The 21,487-nt window shown below is 61.5% G+C and carries 23 protein-coding genes; 14 read left to right on the top strand and 9 right to left on the bottom strand.

Going from position 1 to position 21,487, the window contains the following annotated elements; translation table 11 throughout:
• Nucleotides 1–2: 2 nt before the first annotated feature.
• Complete coding sequence (locus tag ACMGFM_RS12680; RefSeq protein WP_436903006.1) at nt 3–842, top strand: hypothetical protein; 840 nt, start codon at nt 3–5, stop codon at nt 840–842.
• Nucleotide 843: 1 nt separating this feature from the next.
• Here ACMGFM_RS12680 and ACMGFM_RS12675 read toward each other — a convergent pair whose 3' ends face one another.
• The 3 genes from ACMGFM_RS12675 to ACMGFM_RS12665 all read right to left on the bottom strand — a co-directional run bounded on the left by ACMGFM_RS12675 (nt 844) and on the right by ACMGFM_RS12665 (nt 3,059).
• Complete coding sequence (locus ACMGFM_RS12675; RefSeq protein WP_436903005.1) at nt 844–1,431, bottom strand: DUF7344 domain-containing protein; 588 nt, start codon at nt 1,429–1,431, stop codon at nt 844–846.
• A 358-nt stretch (nt 1,432–1,789) separates the two neighbouring features.
• Entirely contained in the window at nt 1,790–2,377 is a 588-nt protein-coding gene (locus tag ACMGFM_RS12670; RefSeq protein ID WP_436903003.1) for a hypothetical protein, read from the bottom strand.
• A gap of 7 nt (nt 2,378–2,384) precedes the next feature.
• Nucleotides 2,385–3,059 carry a hypothetical protein gene (locus tag ACMGFM_RS12665; protein ID WP_436903002.1) on the bottom strand — a complete coding sequence of 225 codons (675 nt, stop codon included), beginning with the start codon at nt 3,057–3,059 and terminating at the stop codon, nt 2,385–2,387.
• 598 nt (nt 3,060–3,657) lie between these two features.
• On the opposite strand from ACMGFM_RS12665, the gene ACMGFM_RS12660 reads away from it, so the two are divergent.
• The 3 genes from ACMGFM_RS12660 to ACMGFM_RS12650 all read left to right on the top strand — a co-directional run bounded on the left by ACMGFM_RS12660 (nt 3,658) and on the right by ACMGFM_RS12650 (nt 6,584).
• Entirely contained in the window at nt 3,658–4,122 is a 465-nt protein-coding gene (locus ACMGFM_RS12660) for a hypothetical protein (protein ID WP_436903001.1), read from the top strand.
• Between the two features lie 110 nt (nt 4,123–4,232).
• Nucleotides 4,233–5,357 carry a signal peptidase I gene (locus tag ACMGFM_RS12655; protein WP_436903000.1) on the top strand — a complete coding sequence of 375 codons (1,125 nt, stop codon included), beginning with the start codon at nt 4,233–4,235 and terminating at the stop codon, nt 5,355–5,357.
• 48 nt (nt 5,358–5,405) lie between these two features.
• Nucleotides 5,406–6,584, top strand: coding sequence for a DUF5305 domain-containing protein (locus tag ACMGFM_RS12650; RefSeq protein ID WP_436902999.1), 1,179 nt, complete (start codon nt 5,406–5,408; stop codon nt 6,582–6,584).
• Here ACMGFM_RS12650 and ACMGFM_RS12645 read toward each other — a convergent pair.
• The gene (locus ACMGFM_RS12645) at nt 6,569–7,255 is read right to left on the bottom strand and encodes a protein sorting system archaetidylserine synthase (RefSeq protein WP_436902998.1); all 687 of its coding nucleotides are present in this window, start codon (nt 7,253–7,255) and stop codon (nt 6,569–6,571) included. The genes ACMGFM_RS12650 and ACMGFM_RS12645 overlap by 16 nt on opposite strands.
• An 87-nt stretch (nt 7,256–7,342) precedes the next feature.
• On the opposite strand from ACMGFM_RS12645, the gene ACMGFM_RS12640 reads away from it, so the two are divergent.
• Genes ACMGFM_RS12640 through ACMGFM_RS12620 form a run of 5 tightly spaced genes read left to right on the top strand, consistent with a single transcriptional unit; the run spans nt 7,343 to nt 11,147 of the window.
• Nucleotides 7,343–8,650 (top strand): glycerate kinase type-2 family protein, encoded by a 1,308-nt coding sequence (locus ACMGFM_RS12640; protein WP_436902997.1) that lies wholly within the window; start codon nt 7,343–7,345, stop codon nt 8,648–8,650.
• A 52-nt stretch (nt 8,651–8,702) separates the two neighbouring features.
• Entirely contained in the window at nt 8,703–8,882 is a 180-nt protein-coding gene (locus ACMGFM_RS12635) for a DUF1918 domain-containing protein (protein WP_436902996.1), read from the top strand.
• Between the two features lie 4 nt (nt 8,883–8,886).
• Nucleotides 8,887–9,318: an RNA-binding protein gene (locus ACMGFM_RS12630; RefSeq protein ID WP_436902995.1), complete on the top strand. Its 432-nt coding sequence runs from the start codon at nt 8,887–8,889 to the stop codon at nt 9,316–9,318.
• On the top strand, nt 9,318–10,007 hold the full coding sequence (locus ACMGFM_RS12625) for an RNase P subunit p30 family protein (RefSeq protein WP_436902994.1): 690 nt from the start codon (nt 9,318–9,320) through the stop codon (nt 10,005–10,007). Before ACMGFM_RS12630 ends, ACMGFM_RS12625 begins: the two co-directional genes overlap by 1 nt.
• 54 nt (nt 10,008–10,061) lie before the next feature.
• Complete coding sequence (locus ACMGFM_RS12620) at nt 10,062–11,147, top strand: glutamate--cysteine ligase (protein ID WP_436902993.1); 1,086 nt, start codon at nt 10,062–10,064, stop codon at nt 11,145–11,147.
• A gap of 1 nt (nt 11,148) precedes the next feature.
• Here ACMGFM_RS12620 and ACMGFM_RS12615 read toward each other — a convergent pair whose 3' ends face one another.
• Together ACMGFM_RS12615 and uvrB are read right to left on the bottom strand one after the other, a co-directional pair.
• Nucleotides 11,149–12,057 (bottom strand): GAF domain-containing protein, encoded by a 909-nt coding sequence (locus tag ACMGFM_RS12615; protein WP_436902992.1) that lies wholly within the window; start codon nt 12,055–12,057, stop codon nt 11,149–11,151.
• Between the two features lie 56 nt (nt 12,058–12,113).
• The gene (gene uvrB, locus ACMGFM_RS12610; protein ID WP_436902991.1) at nt 12,114–14,162 is read right to left on the bottom strand and encodes an excinuclease ABC subunit UvrB; all 2,049 of its coding nucleotides are present in this window, start codon (nt 14,160–14,162) and stop codon (nt 12,114–12,116) included.
• Nucleotides 14,163–14,647: 485 nt separating this feature from the next.
• Here uvrB and ACMGFM_RS12605 point away from each other — a divergent pair, with 485 nt between their 5' ends.
• Nucleotides 14,648–15,043, top strand: coding sequence for a hypothetical protein (locus ACMGFM_RS12605; protein WP_436902990.1), 396 nt, complete (start codon nt 14,648–14,650; stop codon nt 15,041–15,043).
• A 1-nt stretch (nt 15,044) separates the two neighbouring features.
• Here the strand turns inward: ACMGFM_RS12605 and ACMGFM_RS12600 are convergent, their stop codons facing one another.
• Both ACMGFM_RS12600 and ACMGFM_RS12595 read right to left on the bottom strand, forming a co-directional pair.
• Nucleotides 15,045–16,016, bottom strand: coding sequence for an LLM class flavin-dependent oxidoreductase (locus ACMGFM_RS12600; RefSeq protein WP_436902989.1), 972 nt, complete (start codon nt 16,014–16,016; stop codon nt 15,045–15,047).
• A 42-nt stretch (nt 16,017–16,058) separates the two neighbouring features.
• Nucleotides 16,059–16,457 (bottom strand): acyl-CoA thioesterase, encoded by a 399-nt coding sequence (locus ACMGFM_RS12595; protein ID WP_436902988.1) that lies wholly within the window; start codon nt 16,455–16,457, stop codon nt 16,059–16,061.
• An 81-nt stretch (nt 16,458–16,538) separates the two neighbouring features.
• Between ACMGFM_RS12595 and ACMGFM_RS12590 the strand changes: the two genes are divergently transcribed.
• From ACMGFM_RS12590 to ACMGFM_RS12580, 3 genes are all read left to right on the top strand, one after another.
• Nucleotides 16,539–17,351, top strand: coding sequence for a lipoate--protein ligase family protein (locus ACMGFM_RS12590; RefSeq protein ID WP_436902987.1), 813 nt, complete (start codon nt 16,539–16,541; stop codon nt 17,349–17,351).
• 38 nt (nt 17,352–17,389) lie between these two features.
• Entirely contained in the window at nt 17,390–18,217 is an 828-nt protein-coding gene (locus ACMGFM_RS12585; protein WP_436902986.1) for a deoxyribonuclease IV, read from the top strand.
• Nucleotides 18,218–18,344: 127 nt separating this feature from the next.
• On the top strand, nt 18,345–18,884 hold the full coding sequence (locus ACMGFM_RS12580; RefSeq protein WP_436902985.1) for a phosphate-starvation-inducible PsiE family protein: 540 nt from the start codon (nt 18,345–18,347) through the stop codon (nt 18,882–18,884).
• A 2-nt stretch (nt 18,885–18,886) separates the two neighbouring features.
• Here ACMGFM_RS12580 and ACMGFM_RS12575 read toward each other — a convergent pair whose 3' ends face one another.
• Nucleotides 18,887–20,767 carry a S9 family peptidase gene (locus ACMGFM_RS12575; RefSeq protein WP_436902984.1) on the bottom strand — a complete coding sequence of 627 codons (1,881 nt, stop codon included), beginning with the start codon at nt 20,765–20,767 and terminating at the stop codon, nt 18,887–18,889.
• Nucleotides 20,768–20,940: 173 nt separating this feature from the next.
• On the opposite strand from ACMGFM_RS12575, the gene ACMGFM_RS12570 reads away from it, so the two are divergent.
• Nucleotides 20,941–21,462: an ArsR family transcriptional regulator gene (locus ACMGFM_RS12570; RefSeq protein ID WP_436902983.1), complete on the top strand. Its 522-nt coding sequence runs from the start codon at nt 20,941–20,943 to the stop codon at nt 21,460–21,462.
• Nucleotides 21,463–21,487: the final 25 nt, after the last annotated feature.

Raw genomic sequence — 21,487 nt, 5'->3', positions numbered from 1 at the left:
AGATGAGCACGGCGAGTACAGATCTGGACGAGGGCGGGTTCACCCAGGCCGCAACGGCAGAGATACGAGGTGTCGATGTCGCCGCAGTCGTTGCGGTGCCGGTTGTCCTGGTCGCGGTCTTCGCGCTCCCGCTGGGAGTACGCGAGCAGTTCGTCTTCGAGAGTGCTGCGCCGACAATTCGTACTGCGTACCTCTCACATTTCGTCCATCGACAGCAACTGCACCTGTTCGGAAACCTGGCCGTCTATCTCGTCGTGGCACCAGTCACCTACCTCCTCTGTGTACTCGCTGGCCGGCGCCTCCTGTTTCGGGCGACGTTCGTGACACTGCTCACGGTGTTTCCGTTCGCACTCTCAGTGATGCAGTTACTCTTTCCACGCCAACGAGAAATTCTGGGCTTTTCGGGACTCAACGCCGGCTTGTTCGGCCTGCTCTGTGTCGCGTGGGTCGTCTACGTCTCCAAGCAGTTCCTCTCCTCTGAGTCGACGCAGTACGCGCCGGCGCTTCTGTTCCTCATCTGTGGCGTCATCGCGTTGCTTACCCTCCCGGCGCGAGCGTGGCGACTCGAAATTGGGCTCGGGTCGGTGGCACTCGGGATTGGCTACCTCCTCCTGTGGGTGCGTAGCGACCAGCCGGACGGAGCCAGAATCAGACGAGGCTTGAACCGCCCCGGGTACGCCGAACTTGCCGGCGCAGGGCTCGGATTGATCGTCTCCTATCCATTCGTCGGCTTTCGCGACATCGTGACCGTCGGGACGAGCGTCATCGACGTCTACATCCACCTGCTTGGCTTCGCGCTGGCGTTCATCGTTGTCTACGTCTACCTGATTGTCGTCGAGTAGCCTACTGGTCGAGTTCCGGCGGGTCGCCGTCGGAGCCCAGCCGCATCTCCGTCCGGGTGACGTAGAGGTGCGCGAGCGCAGCGACCAGAAACGTCGTCACGACGAACACTGCCGTCGCGAGGCCCGAGAACATCGCGAAGCCGGGAAGCCCGGCGGCCACGAGTCCAATCAGACCCAGGTTCACGACGCCGAGGCCGAGGTAGAACGAACTCCACGGAATCTCTCGGCCGCCGACCACCTCCATGTAGATATCCAATTCGTCCGCAGCAGGCCCCATCGTTACTGTTCCTGCTCTGTCGTCGAAATCGACAACACCGATCTCGTCCATCCGAGGAAGGTGGACCTGTTGGAGAGACGTGTAGACGCGCTTTCGCTGGTCGTAGGAGATATCTTCGAGCGGAATCTCGTTCTCCCAGGCCGCGACCTGTTCGGCGAGTTCACCCAGTTCCGTGCCGTTTTCGGCCTGGCGGAGATAGTGGAGGGTAAACCGACGGCGGTGGTTGCTCAGGAGCTCGAAACACTCGTCGTGGGAGATTGTGTCGGCGCCGCCACCTTCAGTTTCGCCAACATTTTCTTTCGCGGCACTCATCGTGGGAAGATATGTCTGACGTAGGCCGGACAAGAGATAAATGATTGCGGTGTTATCAGAATCAGAACTAGTAATAAAGTTAGGATATATAAATTTTGTTACTACATCAATAACAGTTGATCATATCTAATACGACGTTTGTTAGTATTAGCGGAAACCTCCGAATAACAACCGGAATAGACGAGCCACAGGAGTGCACTGGTATCGTCAACGAGGCTGACTTCGACATTGCGGTCGGTCCGGATTGGTGGCACTGATCCGGACCCGAACTACGACGCGCCGCTAGCCGCCACCAGCATGGTTCCGAGAACGAATATTCTCGATTTATTTGCTATAATAGACTGGTGGTGTGGGGAAATTAGCTCAGTTCCCTTTTTTTTCCGCCGCGCTCGGCGACGATGGTAAGTGTCTCGTCGAATGACGAGATTTCGGCGTCAAACGTCCGGATTCGGAAACCAACGTCAAGTCTTTCTCCGACGCCAAGACTGGCTGGACGGTCTCGAAGTGCTGTCCGCTGTGGGTCGGTCACGTCGTACAGTTCGATCCCTATTTCGCTCTCGGTCTCGTGCAGCGACCACACTCCGAGTTCCTGAGTTCCCTGATTCGTAATCCTGAGGAGTCCCTCTTCCGCACCGGCAGCCGAGTCTCGGTCGAACTCGTAGACTGAGTCGGTTCCGAGTCCGAGGCTATCGTCGTCGTTCTGCAGTCCGATGCCCGGGAAGAAGAACTCCACTTGGCCATCCGAGTTTTCGATACTCCGGCCGTTGCCGCCTAAGCCTCGACCATCCCCGAGGCTATTAAGATTGAGGAGGGCATCGTCGTCCTCTGCCGCACTGACGGTTACGCGCCGATCAGCGCGGACGCTGCTAAACGCACCCGAACTAAGAGCCAATGTGCCACTGGCGAGGACACTGCCGACGCCAGCGATGAGGGTGCGTCGTTTCATACCAGTTTTAGCTGCTGCCGAAGTCGCCGTAATCTGCAACGGCATTGATCGTCATGTCCACTTCAAGCGACGCGTCGCTGGTTGTGCCGCCGCTGATGTACAGTCCGAAGTTGAAATCCTGTCCTGGTTCCAAAATATAACTCTCCTTGTTGTAGCCTCGGAGATCAGTTTCCGGGAATTCCGCACCGAACCGACCGGTTAGGCTGATTTCGTCTCGAATCTGAGCGAGGTTGTTCGGGTCGCTGTTTCCGTAGCTCGTGTCCGTATCATCTGGTCGACCAGAGGCCTGAGGGTCGACGCCGAGACTGTTATCGACGTCCACGCGGTTCTCCGAGGCAATACTGCCCGGTTCAACATACACGAACACGTTCTGTGTCCCTTGGTTTCTGACCTTGAACAGGTCGAAAATCCGGGTGACTGCATTCTGATTGACGCCTGTCCCGTCCTCGTCATAATTTGAGGAGTCAGTGAGCTGAATGTTGACCTGTCCGCCACTAGTCTCGACATATTCCTTGTTTGCAGCATCCGTCGTGTCGAAGGCAAGGAGTGCGTCGGCGTCACTAGCTGTACTAACCGAAACTGTTCGATCTGCACGCACGCTGCTGAACGCGCCGCTACCTAGTGCAGCCGCCCCGCCGGCGGCGAGCGATCCTGCGCCGATCAAGAACTTGCGTCGTTCCATGGTTGTGTTCACCTGCGTCCGCCGCGTCGACCCGGAGGCCGTCAGCGACGAACCTACTCGTACCTGTATGCGCTATCCGTGTTGTATCAAGCCACCTGAATGAACGACCGTCGACTTCCAGCGGCCCCTGAAACCCCCGGAGCAACAGACGACAGCGTGACAGGCTGGCTAAGAAATTGGATGGCCGCCTCTGAGGCGACCCTCAGAGGAAGACTGAACCAGTTTCTGAGCGCGAAACGAGTCCTGACGAGTGACACAACCGGCACCGTCAGCTTCAGTGGGTGTCTGAAAACGAAACTGCGGACCGTCTGCCCCCGCCTGAACAGTCACCGAAAAGGACAGTCACACAGCCGAGAGACCGTTCAGCTTGAAACGTCGTCTGCATTTATATTCATCGGGCAAACAAAGGACACTATAGTTTCGTCCAATCTCGGCGTGTCGTGACGGACGAACCATGTCGGGTATCGGCTCCATTCGCAGCAACTGACACATGAACACGCTACGCATCGCGGGCATCGTACTGGCCATTACCGCTAGCGCGATGCTTGTCGCTGGCACACTTGGTATCACGTCGACGACAGCGGACAGAGATGTCTCTGTGAGTGTCGCCGACGACAAGAACGCCCTCGTTGGATACGGAGCTGTAAACCCGGACGCGACGCCGAAGGCCACAATTGATATAATTACCGTGACGAACCGCTTCAAGCAGCCAATAAACGTGACCGCCATCGAGTTGAACAGTGGCGAAGGAGTGTCTCTCACGCCAACCGACCTGCCGGAGGACATCACGCCCGGCACCACAGGCACAGTATCGGCGTCGGTAGAGCAGTGCACTCCGTCGACGACGCCCGAAGTGTCTGTGACGATTACCGTTGCCGGCCACGGAATCAGCGTTACGTTATCGGATGGGGGCGAAACTGTAGAGCGGTCGTTCTCGGTTAACTGTCAAGGTAACGGTAAAAACGGAGGCGGCAACGGGAATGCTGGTGGAAACGGGAACAACAATGGAAACGGTGGAGAGAACGGCAGCGGAAAAAAGAAAGGACAGCAGAACGGAAGCTGACACCACGAGACGAGAATCAAGCCGAGTAATCAGAATCGGAAAGTCGACCTCGGGACCGTAGTCTCACGGAGCGGAGGAGAAACGCCGATAGCACAGACGTAATCAGCCACATGGAGGCACGCCAAGCACTCTGGACAGTCGCTCAACTCGCGGTCGTGCTGATAGTGCTCGCGCTGTTCGTCGGGCAGTTTCTCGGCCAGCCAATCCTGTTGAGTTACGTGACCAGCGAGAGCATGGAACCGACAATCGACGTCGGCGACGGGTTTGTCGCAATCCCGTCAGAGGCCGCCGGCGACATTGACGAGGGCGACATCATCGTCTTCGAGGCCGAGAAAATCCAAGGTGGCGGACTGACGACCCACCGCGTCGTCGACGTGACCGACGAGGGCTACATCACACAGGGCGACAACAACCCGTTCACCGACCAGGACGGCGGCGAACCACCAGTCGCGGAAACCGAGGTCAAAGCCGTCGCGTGGCGTCCCGGCGGGTCGGTGCTGACGATTCCGTTCGTCGGGACCGCGGTGACCGGCGTGCAGTCACTCCTCCAGTCAGTGCAGCTCACGCTCGCGCGCTCGCTGGGGACGCGGGCACTGCTCGGAACGCAGGGCCTCGCCTACGTCATGCTCGGGAGCTCTGTACTGCTGTATCTCGTCGGCGGACGGTTCGAGGACGACCGCCGCCGTGAGCGGGGTCGAACGCGGGACGACGGGACCAGCGCGTACAAACTGATGGCGCTGTTGACGCTGGTCGTCGTTGCTGGCGTGACGGCGTCGATGGTGGTCCCAGCCGGCGCACAGGAGTTCGGTATCGTCAGCGCAGAGTTCGAGAGTGACTCCCCGACGGTCATCCGGCAAGGGACGACAGAGTCGTTCAATTACACGATTGGGAACAGCGGTGTCATTCCGACAGTCGTTTTTCTCGAAGCGACGGGGGAGCGAATCGACACACAACCGCGACAGTTCACAATCGACGGGCGCTCGACGGCGACGACGGAGGTGACAATCTCCGCGCCGGAGGAGACCGGACAGTACCGCGCGTTCGTCCAGCAGTACCGCTATCTACAGATTCTGCCGACGCCGGTCATCGAAGCGTTATACCGTCTCCACCCGTGGGCTCCAATCGTCGTCATCGACGCCATGGTCGCCGTGCCGTTCTATCTGTTCGGCATCTGGCTGCTCGGCAGTGAGCGACTGCGAGAGCGCGAGCGCTCGCGGGGGTCGTGGTGGTCCTGAGCATGACAAGCACAATCCATTTATCCAGTCGAAAAGTGTGTGTAAATGATGCGTAGGTGGTTGGGACGAGCGCGACTATTTGTCGCCAGCAATGCAGACGTACTCGCAGTCGGGCTACTCCTGGTCGCGGCGCTGGGCGGATTTGCCAGCTACACCGCCCACGCGGACCCGGGAACAGAGATCGAACAGCGGCAGGTGTCGAGCTGGAGTTCGACGGCGACGTACACACACGAGGCCACCGTGCAGGCCGAGACACCGGTCTTCGAGCGAGGTGAGACGTTGACCGACCGCAGCGTCTATCTGGAATCGATTGCGCCGGTGCTTAACGGGACGTTCCAGTATAGTTACGACGCGTCGGCACAGGGTGCGCTCGCGGCGAATGCGACGCTGGCACTGGTAGTGCGCTCTGTTGGCGAAAACACGGAATTCTGGCGGGACGAGCGCACACTCACGGCCCAAACCGTCGAGGGGCTCGGCCCGAACGAAGAGCTGTCGGTCCCGTTCTCGGTCAACGTCACCGAACAACAGCGACGAATCGCGGACATCGAGGAACAACTCGGCGGGACGCCCGGCGAGTCAGAGATGGTCGTCCAGTCTACCCTCCGGCTGACCGGGCAACGAAACGGGCTGCCGGTCAATGAGACTATCCAGCACAGCCTCTCGATTCAGAATAGCGGTGGAACCTACAGCGTCGCGACAGACTCGCCAGTGTCAGATAGCGGGCAACAGAGAGAACGTGTCGAGGTGGTCGCAGGCTACGGGCCGCTCCGGTCGGTCGGGGGTCCGGTACTGCTCGTGGCTGGGATACTCGGACTCGTCGCGCTCGGCGTCGGGCGGGTCGCTGGCTGGACAGCGGTGTCAGAACGCGAGCGGGCCTGGGTTGAATTCCAATCCGACCGTCGGACCTTCAACGAGTGGGTTACGCAGGGAACAATCCCGTCAGAGGCGATGACCGCTCGTGTCGTGACCGTCGACTCCTTAGAAGGGGTCGTCGACGTGGCAATCGATAGCAACCGCAGGGTAATCGAGGACCCGTCACGCGAGATATTTGCGGTGATGCTGGACGAGACGACCTATCGGTACGAGCCACCCTCGCGGCCAGCCGAACGGGACAGGCTGCTGACGGCACCGGGAACAGCAGCCCAGACGACCGAGAACGGTGAAGAGCCGCCGGACGAGGAAAGCGACACAGAAGAGACACCCCAGAGTGGTCACTCTTCCCAGTAGAATCGTGGCGCGAGCGTGAGATAGGCCAGCGCAGCGACCAGCAGCGCCCGCGGAAGCACACGCCCGGCAACGGTCGGGACAAGAATCGCGCCCATCTGGACAACACCCATTGCAAGTGCGTCCCGGGCAGCGAGTTTCGGGTACGGGACGGGCGCGACCATCAGCACCGAGAGCACAACTGACGCCGCGAGCAGCGCCGGAACAGCGGTCAACCCGGCGAGATACGCGGCGGCGAGGATGGACGACGCCAGCGTGTTCTGGATGCCGGGTCTGTTCTCGTCTTCGTCGACGTGGACCGTGTACAGCGCTGTCCGGACCAGCGAGAAGACGACAAAGATCGCGGCGACCCCTGCTGCGGCGGCGAAAAGCAGCGGTTCAGAGCCAAGCGGCCCCCAGGCACTGTTCGCAGCGGCGAAGACGAACAGCGCGGGCGTCGTGCCAAAGGAGACGATATCGGCCGTCGAGTCGAGATACGGGCCGACGGCCGTCCCGCCGCGAGCGCGGGCAATGATTCCGTCAAGTCCGTCGGCGACGGCCGCGAGCAGGATGAGTCGGGCAACGAGTTCTACCTCGCCAAGCACTGCAGCGGCCATAGCGACCACCCCAACGACAGCGTTTGCCAGCGTCATCACGTCAGCCAACCCGAGGCGCTCGACCACCCGTAGAGACATACCCAGACCGTCGGACAGGGTGTACAAGAAGGACGCGATTCTCCTGCCAGCCGCGACTGTCTTGTGGGTGCCCGCCCACCACCAAGTATGAGCGACGAGAACACGGGTGAGCCACTGGCTGCCGTCAGCCGTGCCATCGAGGCCGGTATCGACGCCGCACACCCACGAACTGTCATCGCCGACGCCGTCACCGTCGAAGATGGCCACCTCTCGGTCGGTGACAGCGACTACTCGCTTGGGTTCGACCGGGTCGTGTTGCTCGGCGGCGGCAACGCGGCAGCAACGGCGGCCGCTGCTCTGGAAACCGTTCTCGGCGACGCACTCGACGGCGGCGTCGTCGTGACAGACGACCCCGTCGACACCGGGATTGTCGAGGTAATCGAGGGTACGCATCCGCTCCCCTCGGCGGCCAACGTGGCGGGAACCGAGCAAGTCCTCGATTGCGCCCGAGACGCGGGAGCCGACACGCTCGCGCTGGTCGTTATCACCGGCGGCGGCAGCGCACTGCTGGCACAACCCGTCGATGGACTGGCGCTGTCGGAGCTCCGCGAAATCACCGACGAGTTGCTAGCGGCCGGCGCGAGTATTGGCGAACTCAACGCAGTCCGGAAACATCTCTCTGCGAGCAAGGGCGGACAACTCGCCGAGGCGCTCGCTCCGGCGACAACCGTCGGGTTGCTGTTCAGCGATGTCGTCGGTAATCGAGAGGATATCATTGCAAGCGGGCCGCTTACTCCCGACGAAACGACCTATGCCGACGCAGTGGCGGTGCTGGAGCGATACGGAATTGAGCCGCCAACGGCAGTCAAAGAAATTCTCGCAGCAGGAGAACGCGGCGAGCGAGCAGAGACGCCAGTGCCGGGCGAAGAATACGTCGAGCACGTCGACACGCACATTCTCGCCGACAACAGGACAGCACTGACGGCGGCGGCCGCGTCGCTGGAGGCAGACGGCTATCCTGTGACGATACTCGGCGACGAAATCGAAGGTGAAGCCAGCGATGTCGGGCAGGTCCACGCCGCGATTGCAGAAAGCTGTCGCGCACACGAGCAGCCGTTTGCGCCACCAATCGCGCTGGTTTCAGGTGGAGAAACGACAGTGACCGTCGACGGCGATGGCGTAGGTGGACCAAACCAAGAGTTCGCGCTCGCCGCCGCACTCGAACTGGATTCTGGCGTTGTCGCCGCTGTCGACACCGACGGCCTCGACGGTGCAAGCGGTGTCGCAGGCGCACTGCTCGACGCCAACTCTGTCGAGGACGAGTCACGAATCCGCGAGGTACTCGATACAAACGACGCCCACAGCTATCTTGCTGAGCGCGGTGGCGTCATCGAGACGGGACGAACCGGGACAAACGTCAACGACCTGCGAGTGGTGCTGGTTGCAGACCAGTGAGCGCCGTAAGCAATGCAGTCGATTTTTACCTACCGGTCGTCAACGCTGGGGTATGAGCTTCGAGAAAGGAGACCACGTGATTCTCCACGACGAGCACAGCGAGTACGACGGCGAGACCGGCGAGATTACCCGAGTCTCGGAGACGATGTTTGGCGACGAGAACTACACGATTAGCTTCGAGGACGGACAGGAAGCGGGCATCCCCGAAGACAATCTCGAAGCGGCCGAGTAACGCGATGGCTTCGATCCCGCTTCACTACGTCGATATCAGAGCCTTCTGTTACGTGACGGAGGACGACAAGCGGGTCGAAGACGCCCTGCGACTCTTTTTGCCCGAGGAGTTCGAGATCCAGCGCGCAAAATCAGACGGTCACTACGGCGACCGAATTCTGGTGCTCTCTGCCAGAGTCGAGAGCGCAAGCGGGATGCGAGCCGTGATCGACGCGCTCGGTGACCTCGCGGACGAGGACTTCTCACGAGTCGTCGACGAACTCGACGAGCGCGTCACCGAAAACTGCGAGTTGTTCCTCACGCTCGACAAACAGGCGGCGTTCAACGGCCGCGTCGAACTCGGTGATGGTATCACCGTCCGGGGCAAGGTCGAGGCCTACCCCGCGAAGAAGGAATCGGCAGTCGAGAACGTCGAAGAGCTACTCTCGGAGTTGTGATGTACGAGGCCGTCCACGCCCACCCGGACGGGACGAGCACCGTTGCACGGCTGGCGCTGACGGCCAGCGAATACGGCTTCGAGGGGCTGGTCGTCCGCAATCACGGCGACGACCCCGCCTCCTACGACCCAGAGACGATTGCGGAGACCTACGGAATCGACATCGTGCCGGGCGTGGAGATTCGGGCCGACGACCCCGCACAGGCGAGTGGCTTCGTCAGTTCACACCGCGACCACCAGCAGATTGTCGCGGTCCACGGCGGCACACCCGAAATCAATCGCTTTGCGGTCGAACAGCCAATGGTCGATGTGCTCGCGCACCCGATGGTTGGCGACGGCGATTTCAATCACGTGCTGGCGAAGGCTGCCAGCAGAAACGGGGTCCGGGTCGAGTTCAACTTCGCAGACGTGCTCCGTGATTCTGGCGGCAGCCGTGTCCGTCGACTTCGCCAACTCCGGAAACTGCGTGAGATTGTCGAGGCCCACGATACCGACTACGTCGTCAGCGCCGACCCGTACTCACATCTTCAGTTGCGCGCACCGCGGGAACTGCGCGCTGTCGGCGACGTAATCGGTTTCGACCCAGCCCAAATTGAGACAGGACTGGCGGAGTGGAGAGAACTGGCCGAGCGTAACCGGCGTCGCCTGTCAGAGCAGTTTATCGAACCGGGCGTCTGGCGTGAGGAGTAGCGACGCCGGAGGGGAATGTTTTAGCCGGGCGGCGCACAACCAGTGAGAGAACAGATGGACCGCGGCGACGCAGAGAATTTCAGTCGGATGGGCACACTCGGAATCGAAGAGGAGTGTTTCGTCGTCGACAGTGAGGGTCGGCCAACTTCCGGAACGGATGACCTGGTCTACGGGTCGACGCCGCCGGAGATACTCGAAGACCGACTCGACCACGAACTGTTCAAGTTCGTCATCGAGACACAGACCCCGCTGATCGAGGAGGTCGACAACGCCGAAACACACCTGCTCGCGATCCGCGACGCGCTGCTCGACCACGCCGAGGAACACGGCTACGGTATCGCGGCGGCAGGACTCCATCCGCTGGCTCGCTGGCGCGAACTCGAACACGCCGAGAAGCCACGCTACAAATCCCAACTCGACCGCATCCAGTACCCACAGCACAGAAATACGACCGCCGGCCTCCACATCCACGTTGGCGTCGACGACGCAGACAAGGCCGTCTGGGTCGCAAACGAACTTCGCTGGTATCTGCCGCCGCTGCTCGCGCTGTCGGCAAACTCGCCGTACTGGAACGGCTTCGATACCGGCTTACACTCTGCTCGTGCGAAAATCTTCGAGGGGCTTCCCAACACGGGGATGCCGACAGTGTTTGACTCCTACGAGGAGTTCGACCGCTTCGAGCGCCGGATGCTCGAAACTGACGCCATCGACGACCGAGGTGAACTGTGGTACGACGTGCGGCCCCACTCCGCACACGGCACCGTCGAGGTGCGAACGCCGGACGGCCAGCACGACCCCGACGTTGTCCTCGCCTTCGTCGAGTACGTCCACGCACTCGTCCTCGACCTCTGTGCGCGATACGAGGACGGCGAAACGGGCCATCGACACCGGCGGGAAATGCTCGACGAGAACAAGTGGCGTGCCATCCGCCACGGCTACGACGCCTCCTTTATCGACCAGACGGCCGAGGGAACGATTTCGCTTGGAGAATTTGTTGAACGAGAGACCGACCGGCTCGGTGTATCTGGTCTGCGTGAGCTGTACGAAGCCGAAAGCGGTGCAACTCGCCAGCGCCGGATTCACGAGCGAGACGGGGCTGACGCGCTCTGTCGGTCGCTTGCCTTGCAGGGCAGCGAGTGAGTCAGGCCGAGGCTTCCTGTTGGGCGGTGTCGTGAATCCGGTCCAGCGCTGTCCCGGCGTGTGAGACGAGTAACTCCAGCAACTGCAGGTCCTCCTCGTCGAACCCGTCGGTCCCACTCGCCGGTGCGAGGAGGATAATCCCACTGTCGTCGTGAGCCGTGACGAGCATCGAGAGCAGTCGGTCTTCAGTCGGTGCGTCTTCGCGGACGACCGCCTCTGCCTGCTCTTGGGCCACTCCCTCGCGGGCGAGGGAAACCAGCGCCGCGCGGTCGGCGTTGATAATTGTGCTGTCGATAACAGTTGCTTCCTCGCCGTCGACGGCAATGAGAGCGGTTTCTGTCAGTCCAAGCAACGTCTGGATCGCTTCGATACAGAGTGCGCTGACCTCGTCGACCGACCGCGTTCGGTTGAGTTCTCGGCCGTAGTTGTTGATGTCGGCGGCTTTGCCAGCGAAGGCTTCGATTCGGTCGCGCTCGGCTTCGAGTTCGCGCTGGCGGAGTCGGCTCTGTGCGTCGTAGACGCCAACGAGCGCGCCGACCACCGTGCCGACGGTGACGAGATTCATCGTGATATACTGCCCCTGTGCGAGGGTATTGAGTGTAACCTGCTGGCTAAACAGGATGAGGGCCGCAATCGAGGCGAACAGCACTGCGCTCCCGGCTGCCCACGCGAGAATCCGAGAGAGGTCTGGCTCGAAGCCCGGTTGGTCGGTTAGCCAGTAGCCGACGTAGACGAGACTCAGCCCGATGATGGCAAACGGAACTGTCTCGAACGCAAAAACGATCACCAACTCCGACTGCGAGAGACCAGTGAGTGACGAAATTTGTTGTCCACCTTGCACGAGCTGGATCGCTCCGAGCACAAGTCCAGCCATGGCGATTGCCCCACCATAGGCGTCACGACGCTCCATGCCTACTGTAAGGCCGGTGGGCGGTATTGAAAGTATTTAAGATTATCTGACATAAGTTACTCGATGTCGGGGGCCGGGACACCCTCGTCGTCGCCGTTTATGTCGTGGTCCTGCCTAAGTTGGCGAATTCGGTCACGAATATCTGCCGCAAGCTCGAATTCGAGGTTGTCCGCTGCCTCCTCCATGCGCCCTTCGAGTTCTGCGATTGCACGGGCAGCCTCCTCGGCGTCCTCGGGGTCCATCGAGGCTGCCTCGCCGGTTTCGGTCTCGCTGCCGGGAAGGTTCGTCTGCCCGACTTCTTTGTCGATTGTCGCAGGTGTGTGACCGTGTTCTTCGTTGAACTCCCGTTGAATCCGGCGGCGGCGCTTTGTCTCCTCGATTGCGGAGTCCATCGCCGCGCTCGGTTCCTCGGCGTACAGCACCACCTTACCGTTGACGTTTCGGGCGGCCCGGCCCATCGTCTGGACGAGCATCGTCTCAGAGCGCAGGAAGCCCTCCTGGTCGGCGTCGAGGATACCCACGAGGGAAACCTCGGGAATGTCAAGGCCCTCTCGGAGGAGATTAATCCCGACGATAGCGTCGAGTTCGCCCAGCCGAAGCTGGCGGATCAGTTCGTGTCGCTCCAGTGTGTCAGTCTCGTCGTGCATATACGCCACGTCGATACCTGCCTCGCTGAGATACTCCGTGAGGTCTTCGGCCATCCGCTTTGTGAGTGTCGTCACCAGCGCGCGCTCGTCGTCGGGCAGCGCTTCCAGTCGCTCGATAATATCCGACACCTGCCCCTCCACGTCGGCCACCTCGATTCCGGGGTCGACGAGGTAGGTCGGACGGACAATCTGTTCGACAATCTGGTCGGAGTTCTCCCGTTCGTAGTCGCCGGGCGTCGCGGAGACGTACAGCGTCTTGTCGGTTTTGTCCTCGAACTCCTCGAAGGTCAGCGGGCGGTTGTCGAAGGCTGTCGGCAGTCGGAAGCCGTTCTCGACGAGTGATTCCTTGCGGGATTTATCGCCCTCGAACTGGCCGCGAATCTGTGGCAGTGTCTGGTGAGATTCGTCGACGACAGTGAGGAAGTCGTCGGGGAAGTAATCGAGCAGCGTGAACGGCGCTTCGCCAGTCTCGCGGTCCGAAAGGTGAACCGAGTAGTTCTCGATACCCGAGCAATAGCCTGTCTCTTCGAGCATTTCCAGGTCGAATCGGGTGCGCTCCTCGATTCGCTGGGCCGCCACCAGGTCACCCGCGCGCTCGAAGTAGCTAATGCGGTCCTCGAGCAGGTCTTCGATTTCTTTGATCGCTCGTTCGAGCCGTTGTTCGGGAATCGAGTAGTGTTCTGCGGGGTGGACGAGCACTGCGGGTTCGTCGCTGACAATCTCACCCTCCAGCGGGTCAACCTTGCGCAGGCGGTCGATTTCGTCGCCCCACATCTCGACGCGAACGGCATACCGACCGTACATCGGGTAGATTTCGACGGTATCGCCGCGGACGCGAAACGTCCCCTGCGTGAAGTCGACGTCGTTGCGTTCGTAGTTCAGGTCGACGAGTTGGCCGAGCAGTTCCTCGCGGTCGATCTGTTGGCCTTGCTCCAGTCGCAGGGACATATCGACGTAGTTCTGTGGGTCACCCAGCCCGTAGATGGCCGACACTGACGCGACCACGATTACGTCGTCACGAGTGAGCAGCGAGCGAGTTGCAGAGTGGCGCAAGCGGTCGATTTCGTCGTTAATCGAGGCGTCTTTCTCGATGTATTTGTCAGTCTGTTCGACGTAGGCCTCGGGCTGGTAGTAGTCGTAGTAGGAAACGAAATATTCGACGGCATTGTCCGGAAACAGTTCGCGGAATTCTTCGTACAGCTGTGCGGCGAGTGTCTTGTTGTGTGCAATGACGAGCGTCGGTTTTTGAATCTCTTCGAGCACCCACGAGACGGTGTTGGTCTTCCCCGACCCCGTCACCCCGAGCAGGGTCTGTTTGTCCATTCCCTGCTCGAAGCCGGAGACGAGTTGTTCGATTGCGGCAGGCTGGTCACCGGCGGGTTCGAAGGGCGCGTCGACGCGGAACCGCCCCGCTTCGTCGGGTCGGTCGGGTGACAGTGGACCCCCTGTATCAGACATTACCCTCTAGTACGTCCCGACGTACTTCACGGACACGCTTGCTATGACGAGTTTGATGTTTAGGTGTGGATGTAGTGAAGGACTGTTGAGTTGTGGGTGTACAGAACCAGAAAGCCCCCGTCCGTTCGAGTCGGGGGCACCGACAGACTCGCTCCGCTCGCCTGTCGAGGTCACGCTCACGCCGTTCGCGTGACCCTCGCTGCGCTCCAGTAGGTGCTTGCTTCGTCCGCCTTCCTCGAACGGACGGCCCCTTTCAGTCCCACCCGCGGTGGCCTGCGACACAAGCAACAGGGTGGGACTGAAAGGGGCGGCGGGCTACGCGAACCCGGCCGACGCAAGCACGCGAAGCGCGCGCAGCGAGGCCCGGGAGCGTAGCACGCCGGGGCTTTCTGGTTGTCCGCAGTTACCCAACCGCCGGAGTATTTCCCAACTAAGATTCCAAGCGTGTAGTAAGCGTTTAGTGCGGCGGTTCGGAACCAGACCCCATGGGTCTTGCTGAGTTATCGATCGGTGAGAAGCTCGTTCTCCTCGGCGGTTTACTCGCCGTTGTCGGCGCAGTACTACCGTGGGGGAGTTCCGGTGCCGGGCTTGAATTGCCCCGAGAGATTGTCGCACTGTTGGTCGGTATCCTCGTTGTTGGACTGCTGTATGTCGCCGACTGGACCGCGTCGGCGCAGTTGATCGCAATCGCACTTGGGGTCGTGGCCACCGGAATCGCAGGCTACACGCTCGCCGAAGGCTTCGGCGTCGTTGGCGCAGGTGACCTCTCACCCAGCGTCGGGGTGTATGTGACGCTGCTCGCCGGCCTCTGTGTGCTCGCCGGTGGACTCCTGAGCTACACCGACTCCAAGCCGGAAGCCGGGATGTACAGCCACCGCTGACCTACTGCGGGGCCAGCGTCTCGACGGTTTGCTGCTTGATTTTCTGTGGTGTCGAGTTCGGAATGACGACCAGCGCGTCGTCGATGACCTCCATCGCTTCGAGGTCTTCGAACTGCTCGCGGGCTTCGTCGGGAGTTCCTGCAACGCCCAGCGCGGCGACCATCTCTTCAGTCACTTCTCCGCGTGCGCGCTCGCGTTCGCCGTCCGCCCACGCGTCCGCGACAACCTCGGCGGCGTCGGGGAACTGCTGGGCGACTGCCCGGCGGTACCCATCGCCGCTGCCGACGTAGTAGGCGACGTGGCCCCGGATTGTCTCCCGCGCTCGCTGTGGGTCGTCGCTAGCTGCGGCGGGAATGTACGGTGCAACGCTGATTTCCTCGGGGTCACGGTCCTGTTCGCGGGCCGTCTCCGCGATGGTCTCGAAGGCGTCTTCGAGCCGGCCGAACGGAACGTTGTGTGGCAGCCAGCCGTCAGCGACGCGGCCAGTTGCCCGCCGCGTTGCTGGCCCCAGCGCCGCCGTGTACACCGGCACGTCTGCACCCAGCGCTGGAAAGTCAGCGACCTCGAAGTACTCGCCGTCGTAGGAAACTCGGCCGGGGTCGTGGAGAAACTTCCCGGCGAGTTCCGCTGTCTCGTGGAGCCGTCGGGCAGGATTGTCGAAGGACATCCCGTGGAGGTCTTCGACTGCCTTCCGGGTCGAGGTGCCGAGGCCGAGTCGGGCGCGGCCGCCCGAGACACGGTCAAGTGTCGCTGCCGCCTGCGCGAGCGTCGCGGGCGAGCGGCCGTAGACGTTGGCGATTGCTGTTCCGAGGTCGATGGTTTCGGTCTCTGTGGCGGCCTCTGTCAACGCGATGAACCCGTCGCGGGTCCACAACTCGCCGGTCCACAGCGAGTCGTAGCCGAGTGATTCGGCGCGTTGGGCGAACGATGCGACATCTGGCTCGTCGTTGGGTACGAGAATCCCCCGTGGCATACACGAGCCCACGCACCCACGGAGTAAAAAATGCGCCGGGCGCTAGAGGTCCTCGAACTCGCGGATGCCCTCGCGAATCGCGTCGGGCAGGGGCCGGGAGTTGCCCTCGTCGTCGATTGCAACCAGCACCGTCTCGCCCGTCGCCGCGAGTTCGTCGCCGGTCGTCACCTCGTAGGCCATGGTCGCGCTCGATTCTCCGATTTCGGTGACGCCGACGCCGACGGTGACCGTCTCGCGAAAGCGGACCTGCCGGCGGAAGTCGATTTCGAGGTTGACCAGCGCAACGTTGATTTCCTCCGGTCGGTCGCCGAAGACGTCGTCCATGTACAGCGTGCGGGCGTGTTCCAGAAACGTCGCGTAGACAGCGTTGTTGACGTGGCCCATCGAGTCGAGGTCACGAAAGCGAACATCGATTTCAGTCTCGTAGTTGAACTCGGTCATATCGAATACCTGCCCCGGAGAGGATTTGCGGCTTTCGGTCGGCGGAGACACGCCTTTGAGAGGTGCCCTCGTATTGGGGGTATGACCACGCTCGCTGACCGGGACTGGCGGTTAATTCCCGAGCAAGAGTATTCAGGGCCGATGCAGATGGCGCTGGACGAGGTTGCCGCCGAAACAGCAGCAGCAGGCGGCCCGCGGACGGTGCGCGTCTATCGCTGGACGCCGAGCACACTCAGCGCAGGGTATCGACAATCTCTCGACTCTATTGACTGGGAGTACTGCGAGAACGAGGGAGTCACCGTCACGCGCCGACAGACCGGCGGCGGCGGCATCTACCACGACCACGACGGCGACATCTCCTACTCGATTATCGCTCCGGCCGAAGAGTTGCCCGGCGACCTGATGGACTCCTACGAACTGCTCTGTGAGCCACTCCTCGACGCCTTCCAGCACATGGGGGTCGACGCTTCCTTTGCGGAGAACGAGCACGACGCAATCTATCAGCCAGCCTGCTATCTCCGGGCAATCAATCCGGCTCACGACATTCTTGCTGGCGGCCAGAAAATCAGCGGGAACGCCCAGTACCGCCAGCGCGACGCCGTGATTCAGCACGGCTCACTCTCGTACGCAGTGCAACCGCAGCGACACCTCGCTGTGTTCGATGGCGTGGATGTGGACGCCGAGCAGTTCCGCGAGCGCGTGACCTCGATTCGTGAGCAGACCGCCATCAGTCGTGAGGCTGCTGTCGAGTACCTCGAAGACGCACTCGGCGAGTGGGCCGACGCCGACGTTGGTCAGTGGACGGACGACGAACTCGTCCGGGCCAGAGAGATTGCTGAGCAGAAATACGACTCGTCGGCGTGGAACCGTGAGCGGGCAGACCCGCTTGCGTAAGCCGAAGCCACTATGCCCGCCGCCGGCCTTGTGTAAGTATGCAGGTAGGCGCACACGTTTCGGTGGCGGGCGGAGTCGATAACGCAGTCCAGCGACAGCTCGATGTCGGCGGCAACTGCGGACAGATTTTCACCACCTCGCCGCAGGTCTGGCAGGAACCCTCGATTGAAGACGACGAAGCCGAGCGATTCAGAGATGGGTCGACCGACGCCGGCGTCGGCCCGTGGGTCATCCACTCGGCGTATCTCGTCAACCTCGCGACGCCGAAAGAAGACCTCCGGGAGAAATCACTTTCGAGCATGCAGGCCGAACTCGACGCCGCCGACCAACTCGGTGTCGAGTACGTCAACGTCCACCTCGGCGCACACACCGGCGCAGGCGTCGAGGGTGGACTCGACAATGCTGCCACCGTCGTCGACTCGCTGGAGATTCCCGACGGCGTGACGCTGTTGATAGAATCCGACGCCGGCAGCGGAACCAAACTCGGCGGCGAGTTCGAGCATCTCGCAGGTGTCATCGAACGGACCGAGGCCGACATCGAGGTCTGTCTGGACACTGCCCACGCCTTCGCCGCGGGCTATGACCTCTCCTCGGCCGAGGCTGTCGAACAGTCACTCGCCGAGTTCGACGAAGTGGTTGGCTTCGACAAGCTCGCGTACGTTCACCTGAACGATTCCAAGCACGACTGCGGCACCAACAAAGACGAACACGCCCACATCGGCGAGGGGAAGATTGGCGAGGACGGGATGCGGGCCTTCCTCAACCACGAGGCGACTCGTGACGTGCCGCTGGCTCTTGAGACCCCGACCGAGGACGGCAAAAGCTACGAGTGGAATATCGGCCGAGTGCAGGAACTCCGAGAGTAAACACAGACCAACCCAATAGTTGCGTTGCTGGTACGTGATAATTCACCCCACAGATTATACCTTCGAGGCCCAATAGTATCGTAGATGAGTTGTCAACCACGTATAGAATCGGCCTACGTGCGTGCCAATGGGAGATAGCGAACAGTCCTCGGCCGAGGAGGCAGAGACCGTCGACGCAGGGACGCCGGGCCGCATCAACGGAGGCCTCGAACAGGTCATCTCCGAGAAGTACACGGCACTCGTCAACGCCTTCGTCCGGGGCACCGAACTCGCCGCGGCGACGGTCTTTGCCATCCTCTTTGCTATCGGCGTCATCGACCTGACGCTACAGATTATTGATGCCGTCCAGAACGGAACGATTACCGACCCGCTGGTCGTCATCGGTTTTATCGACACGGGCCTGTTGCTTCTGATTATCGTCGAGGTGTACCAGACGGTGCTCGCCTACGTCGAGGAGAGTGATACCCGCCGAATCGTCAGGCTGGTCATCTATACGGGCGTGATTGCGATGGTCAGGAAGGCAATTATCTTCCGCACCGGCGAGTACGCCACTCTGGAGGACGCGATGCTCGCCGCGAGCGCCTACGCGGTCATCATCTTCGCGCTGGTCGCCCTGTTGTTCGCCGAGCGGGTCTACGGCAGCGACGACAGTTCGCTAATCGCCTGATTTTACAGCGTTCGCTCGGTGCCGATTCGTCGGTCGAGGAAATCGGCGAGTGACTCGAACATCCGCAGTTTCTGCTGTTGGTCCGAGGAGGCGTGGCCCTCTTCGCCGAGTTCGCGGTACTCGAAGTCGCCGTCTTCGCCGGCCTCGTAGCCTGCGTCTTCGAGCACGTCACGGAAGAGGCGTGCCTGTGAGACGGGAACGCGGCGGTCATTGACGCCGTGGACCATGAACAACGGCGCGTCGAGGTTTTCGTAGTGAGCAATTGGCGAGCGCTGCTCGTACAGCTCGGGGTTCTCCTCGGGCGTGCCGAGGTACTTCTCCATCAGTTCCGTCCGGAAGTGTGGCATCGTGTTCTCGAACATGTCGTTGAGGTCGGTCAGCCCAATCCACGCCACACCAGCGTCGTACAGGTCGGGGTACTGGACCATCTGCCAGTACGCCGAGTAGCCGCCGTAGGAGCCACCAAAGACGACGACGCTGTCCTCGTCGAGCCAGTCGTACTCCGCGAGAACGTGCTCGGCCGCGATGGCGACATCACCCTGTTCCGCGCCGCCCCAGTCGTCGAGTAACTCCTCGACGAACTCTCGGCCCCGGCCGGTCGAGCCACGGTAGTTGACCTGTAGCACCGAAAAGCCAAGCGAGGCGAGCACCTGCGTGTAGAGGTCGAACGACTTCGTATCTCGCGCACGCGGACCGCCGTGCGGGTTGACGATGAGTGGCGACGGCCGAACGCCAGAGTCGTACAGCATCGCCTCAATCTCAAGTTCGTCGTATGGGTCGTGTTCGAGCGCAGCCTGTCGAGTGTCTGGAATCCCATCGGACTCGATTCGGAAGTACTCGGTATCCGCGAAGTCAGACGGCGAGAACGGGCCGTACTCGGGTTCGACCAGCGTCTCTGTCTCGTGAGTCTCGACATTGTAGGCGACCAGTTCGGGCCGGGTCGTTGGCGTCGTGTACGTCAGGACGACGCGGTCATCGTCGAGGACGGCGTCACCAGCCATGCCGAACGAAGCCACACCCTCCGGCAGGTCGAGTTCAGTCGCCTCGCCGGTATCGAGGTCGTAGACAATTGGAATTGTCTCGGCGGTGCGCACGCGTGTGCCGAGCACGCGGTCACCATCAGGCATGAACGCCTCGGGAGACTCCTCGTACTCTCCGTCGCCGAGCCAGCGGACCTCGTCGTCATCCACAGTGTAGACGCCGATTCGACCGAGGTCAGCCGTGTTGTCAGTGACGAGCAGTCGGTCACCCTCAGGCCCCCAGTCGACCGGCGCACTCTCGGCACCATCTTCGCCGAGTTCGAGATTCCGCGGGTTCGAGCCGTCGACGTCGGCGATGTAAACATCGCGGTTGTCGTAGTCGTCGCTCTCGTTGGTCGAGTACGCAACCTGCGTACAGTCCGGCGACAGGGTCGCGCCCCCAGCGGCGCGCTCGTAGTCGGTAATCTTCGTCGTCTCTCCCGAAGGCAGGTCGTGGCGATACAGGTTCATCTGGCCGTCACGGCTCGACCCGACGATGAGTGTCTCGCCGTCGTCGCCGACGGACTGCAGCGCGACTTGCCCATCCATCTCGACGACCGGTTCGGTGGTGCCGTCGCGGTGGATGGCGTGGAGGTCGTTTTGCTCGTTGCCTCCCTCGTCGAGGTGGAAGTAGACGGTATCGCCGTCGGCCCCCCACTCGAGATACCAGCGAGCGTTCCGTGGCACTTCCCCCTCGCTCCACTGTGTTCGCTCGCCCGTGTCCGCGTCGATTGTGTGCAGTTCGTTGCGCCCGGTGACGTCGTAGTAGACAGCGACCGCTTCGCCGTCCGGAGACGCTGTCGGGTGTGCCAGTGTCGGTAAACTGGCGAGGCTCTCGAGTACGCTGTGTTCCTGTTCGGACATCTTCGGGTACTAACGACCCTGAACGTCCTAAAACCCCTGCCTCCGTTTCTGGGTCAGCAGAGTACTACTGAGAGACTCGGTGTCAGCGAGCCCTGTATTCTGCCACCTTTATAGCTTGGCTATACCAAGTTAGTTGTACCAAAGTATTTCAGACTGCGGGAGAATGTAGAGATATGGACGAGATTCCGCCGGGCGAGCACCTCTCGCCGTTCGAGACCCAGCGCGAACTGCACGCGGCCTTCGCACAGGAGACCCGCCACCGAATCATCCAGACGGTGCTTGGCCACCCTGAACACTTGCCCTCGCTGGCCGAACTCGCCTACTACTGTCAGAAAAGCGAGTCAGCAGTGATTGACCAGCTCGGCGAACTCTCAGAACTGGGACTGCTCGAGCGCTACGAACTCGGCGAGAGCGGGGAACAGCGGGACCTCCCCGGCACGTTCTACGGATTCACAGAGCGCGGCGTGCTCATTCTCGACCGGTTCGAGTATCTCCGCGGGCGGCCAATGTTGCAGGCTGTCCACGAGCAGACGGCAAAGACCGAGCGAATTCGCCGCCACGAGGCCGCGCCGCGGCCAGCGCTTCCAGACGCTGTCACGGCAGCGCTCGAAGCTGAGACCACTGACGGAAACGAGATGGCAGCAGCCTTCGGGGCGGCAATGGAGGACGCTGGCTCGCTTCGCGAGTTGTTCTGAACCCGGCTTCTTTTACTCACCAGTC

The sequence above is a fragment of the Halovenus halobia genome, assembly GCF_051414135.1.
GTDB classification, from domain to species: domain Archaea; phylum Halobacteriota; class Halobacteria; order Halobacteriales; family Haloarculaceae; genus Halovenus; species Halovenus halobia.
The sequence above is the reverse complement of the archived record's forward strand: the minus strand, read 5'-3'. Positions and strand labels throughout refer to the sequence as shown.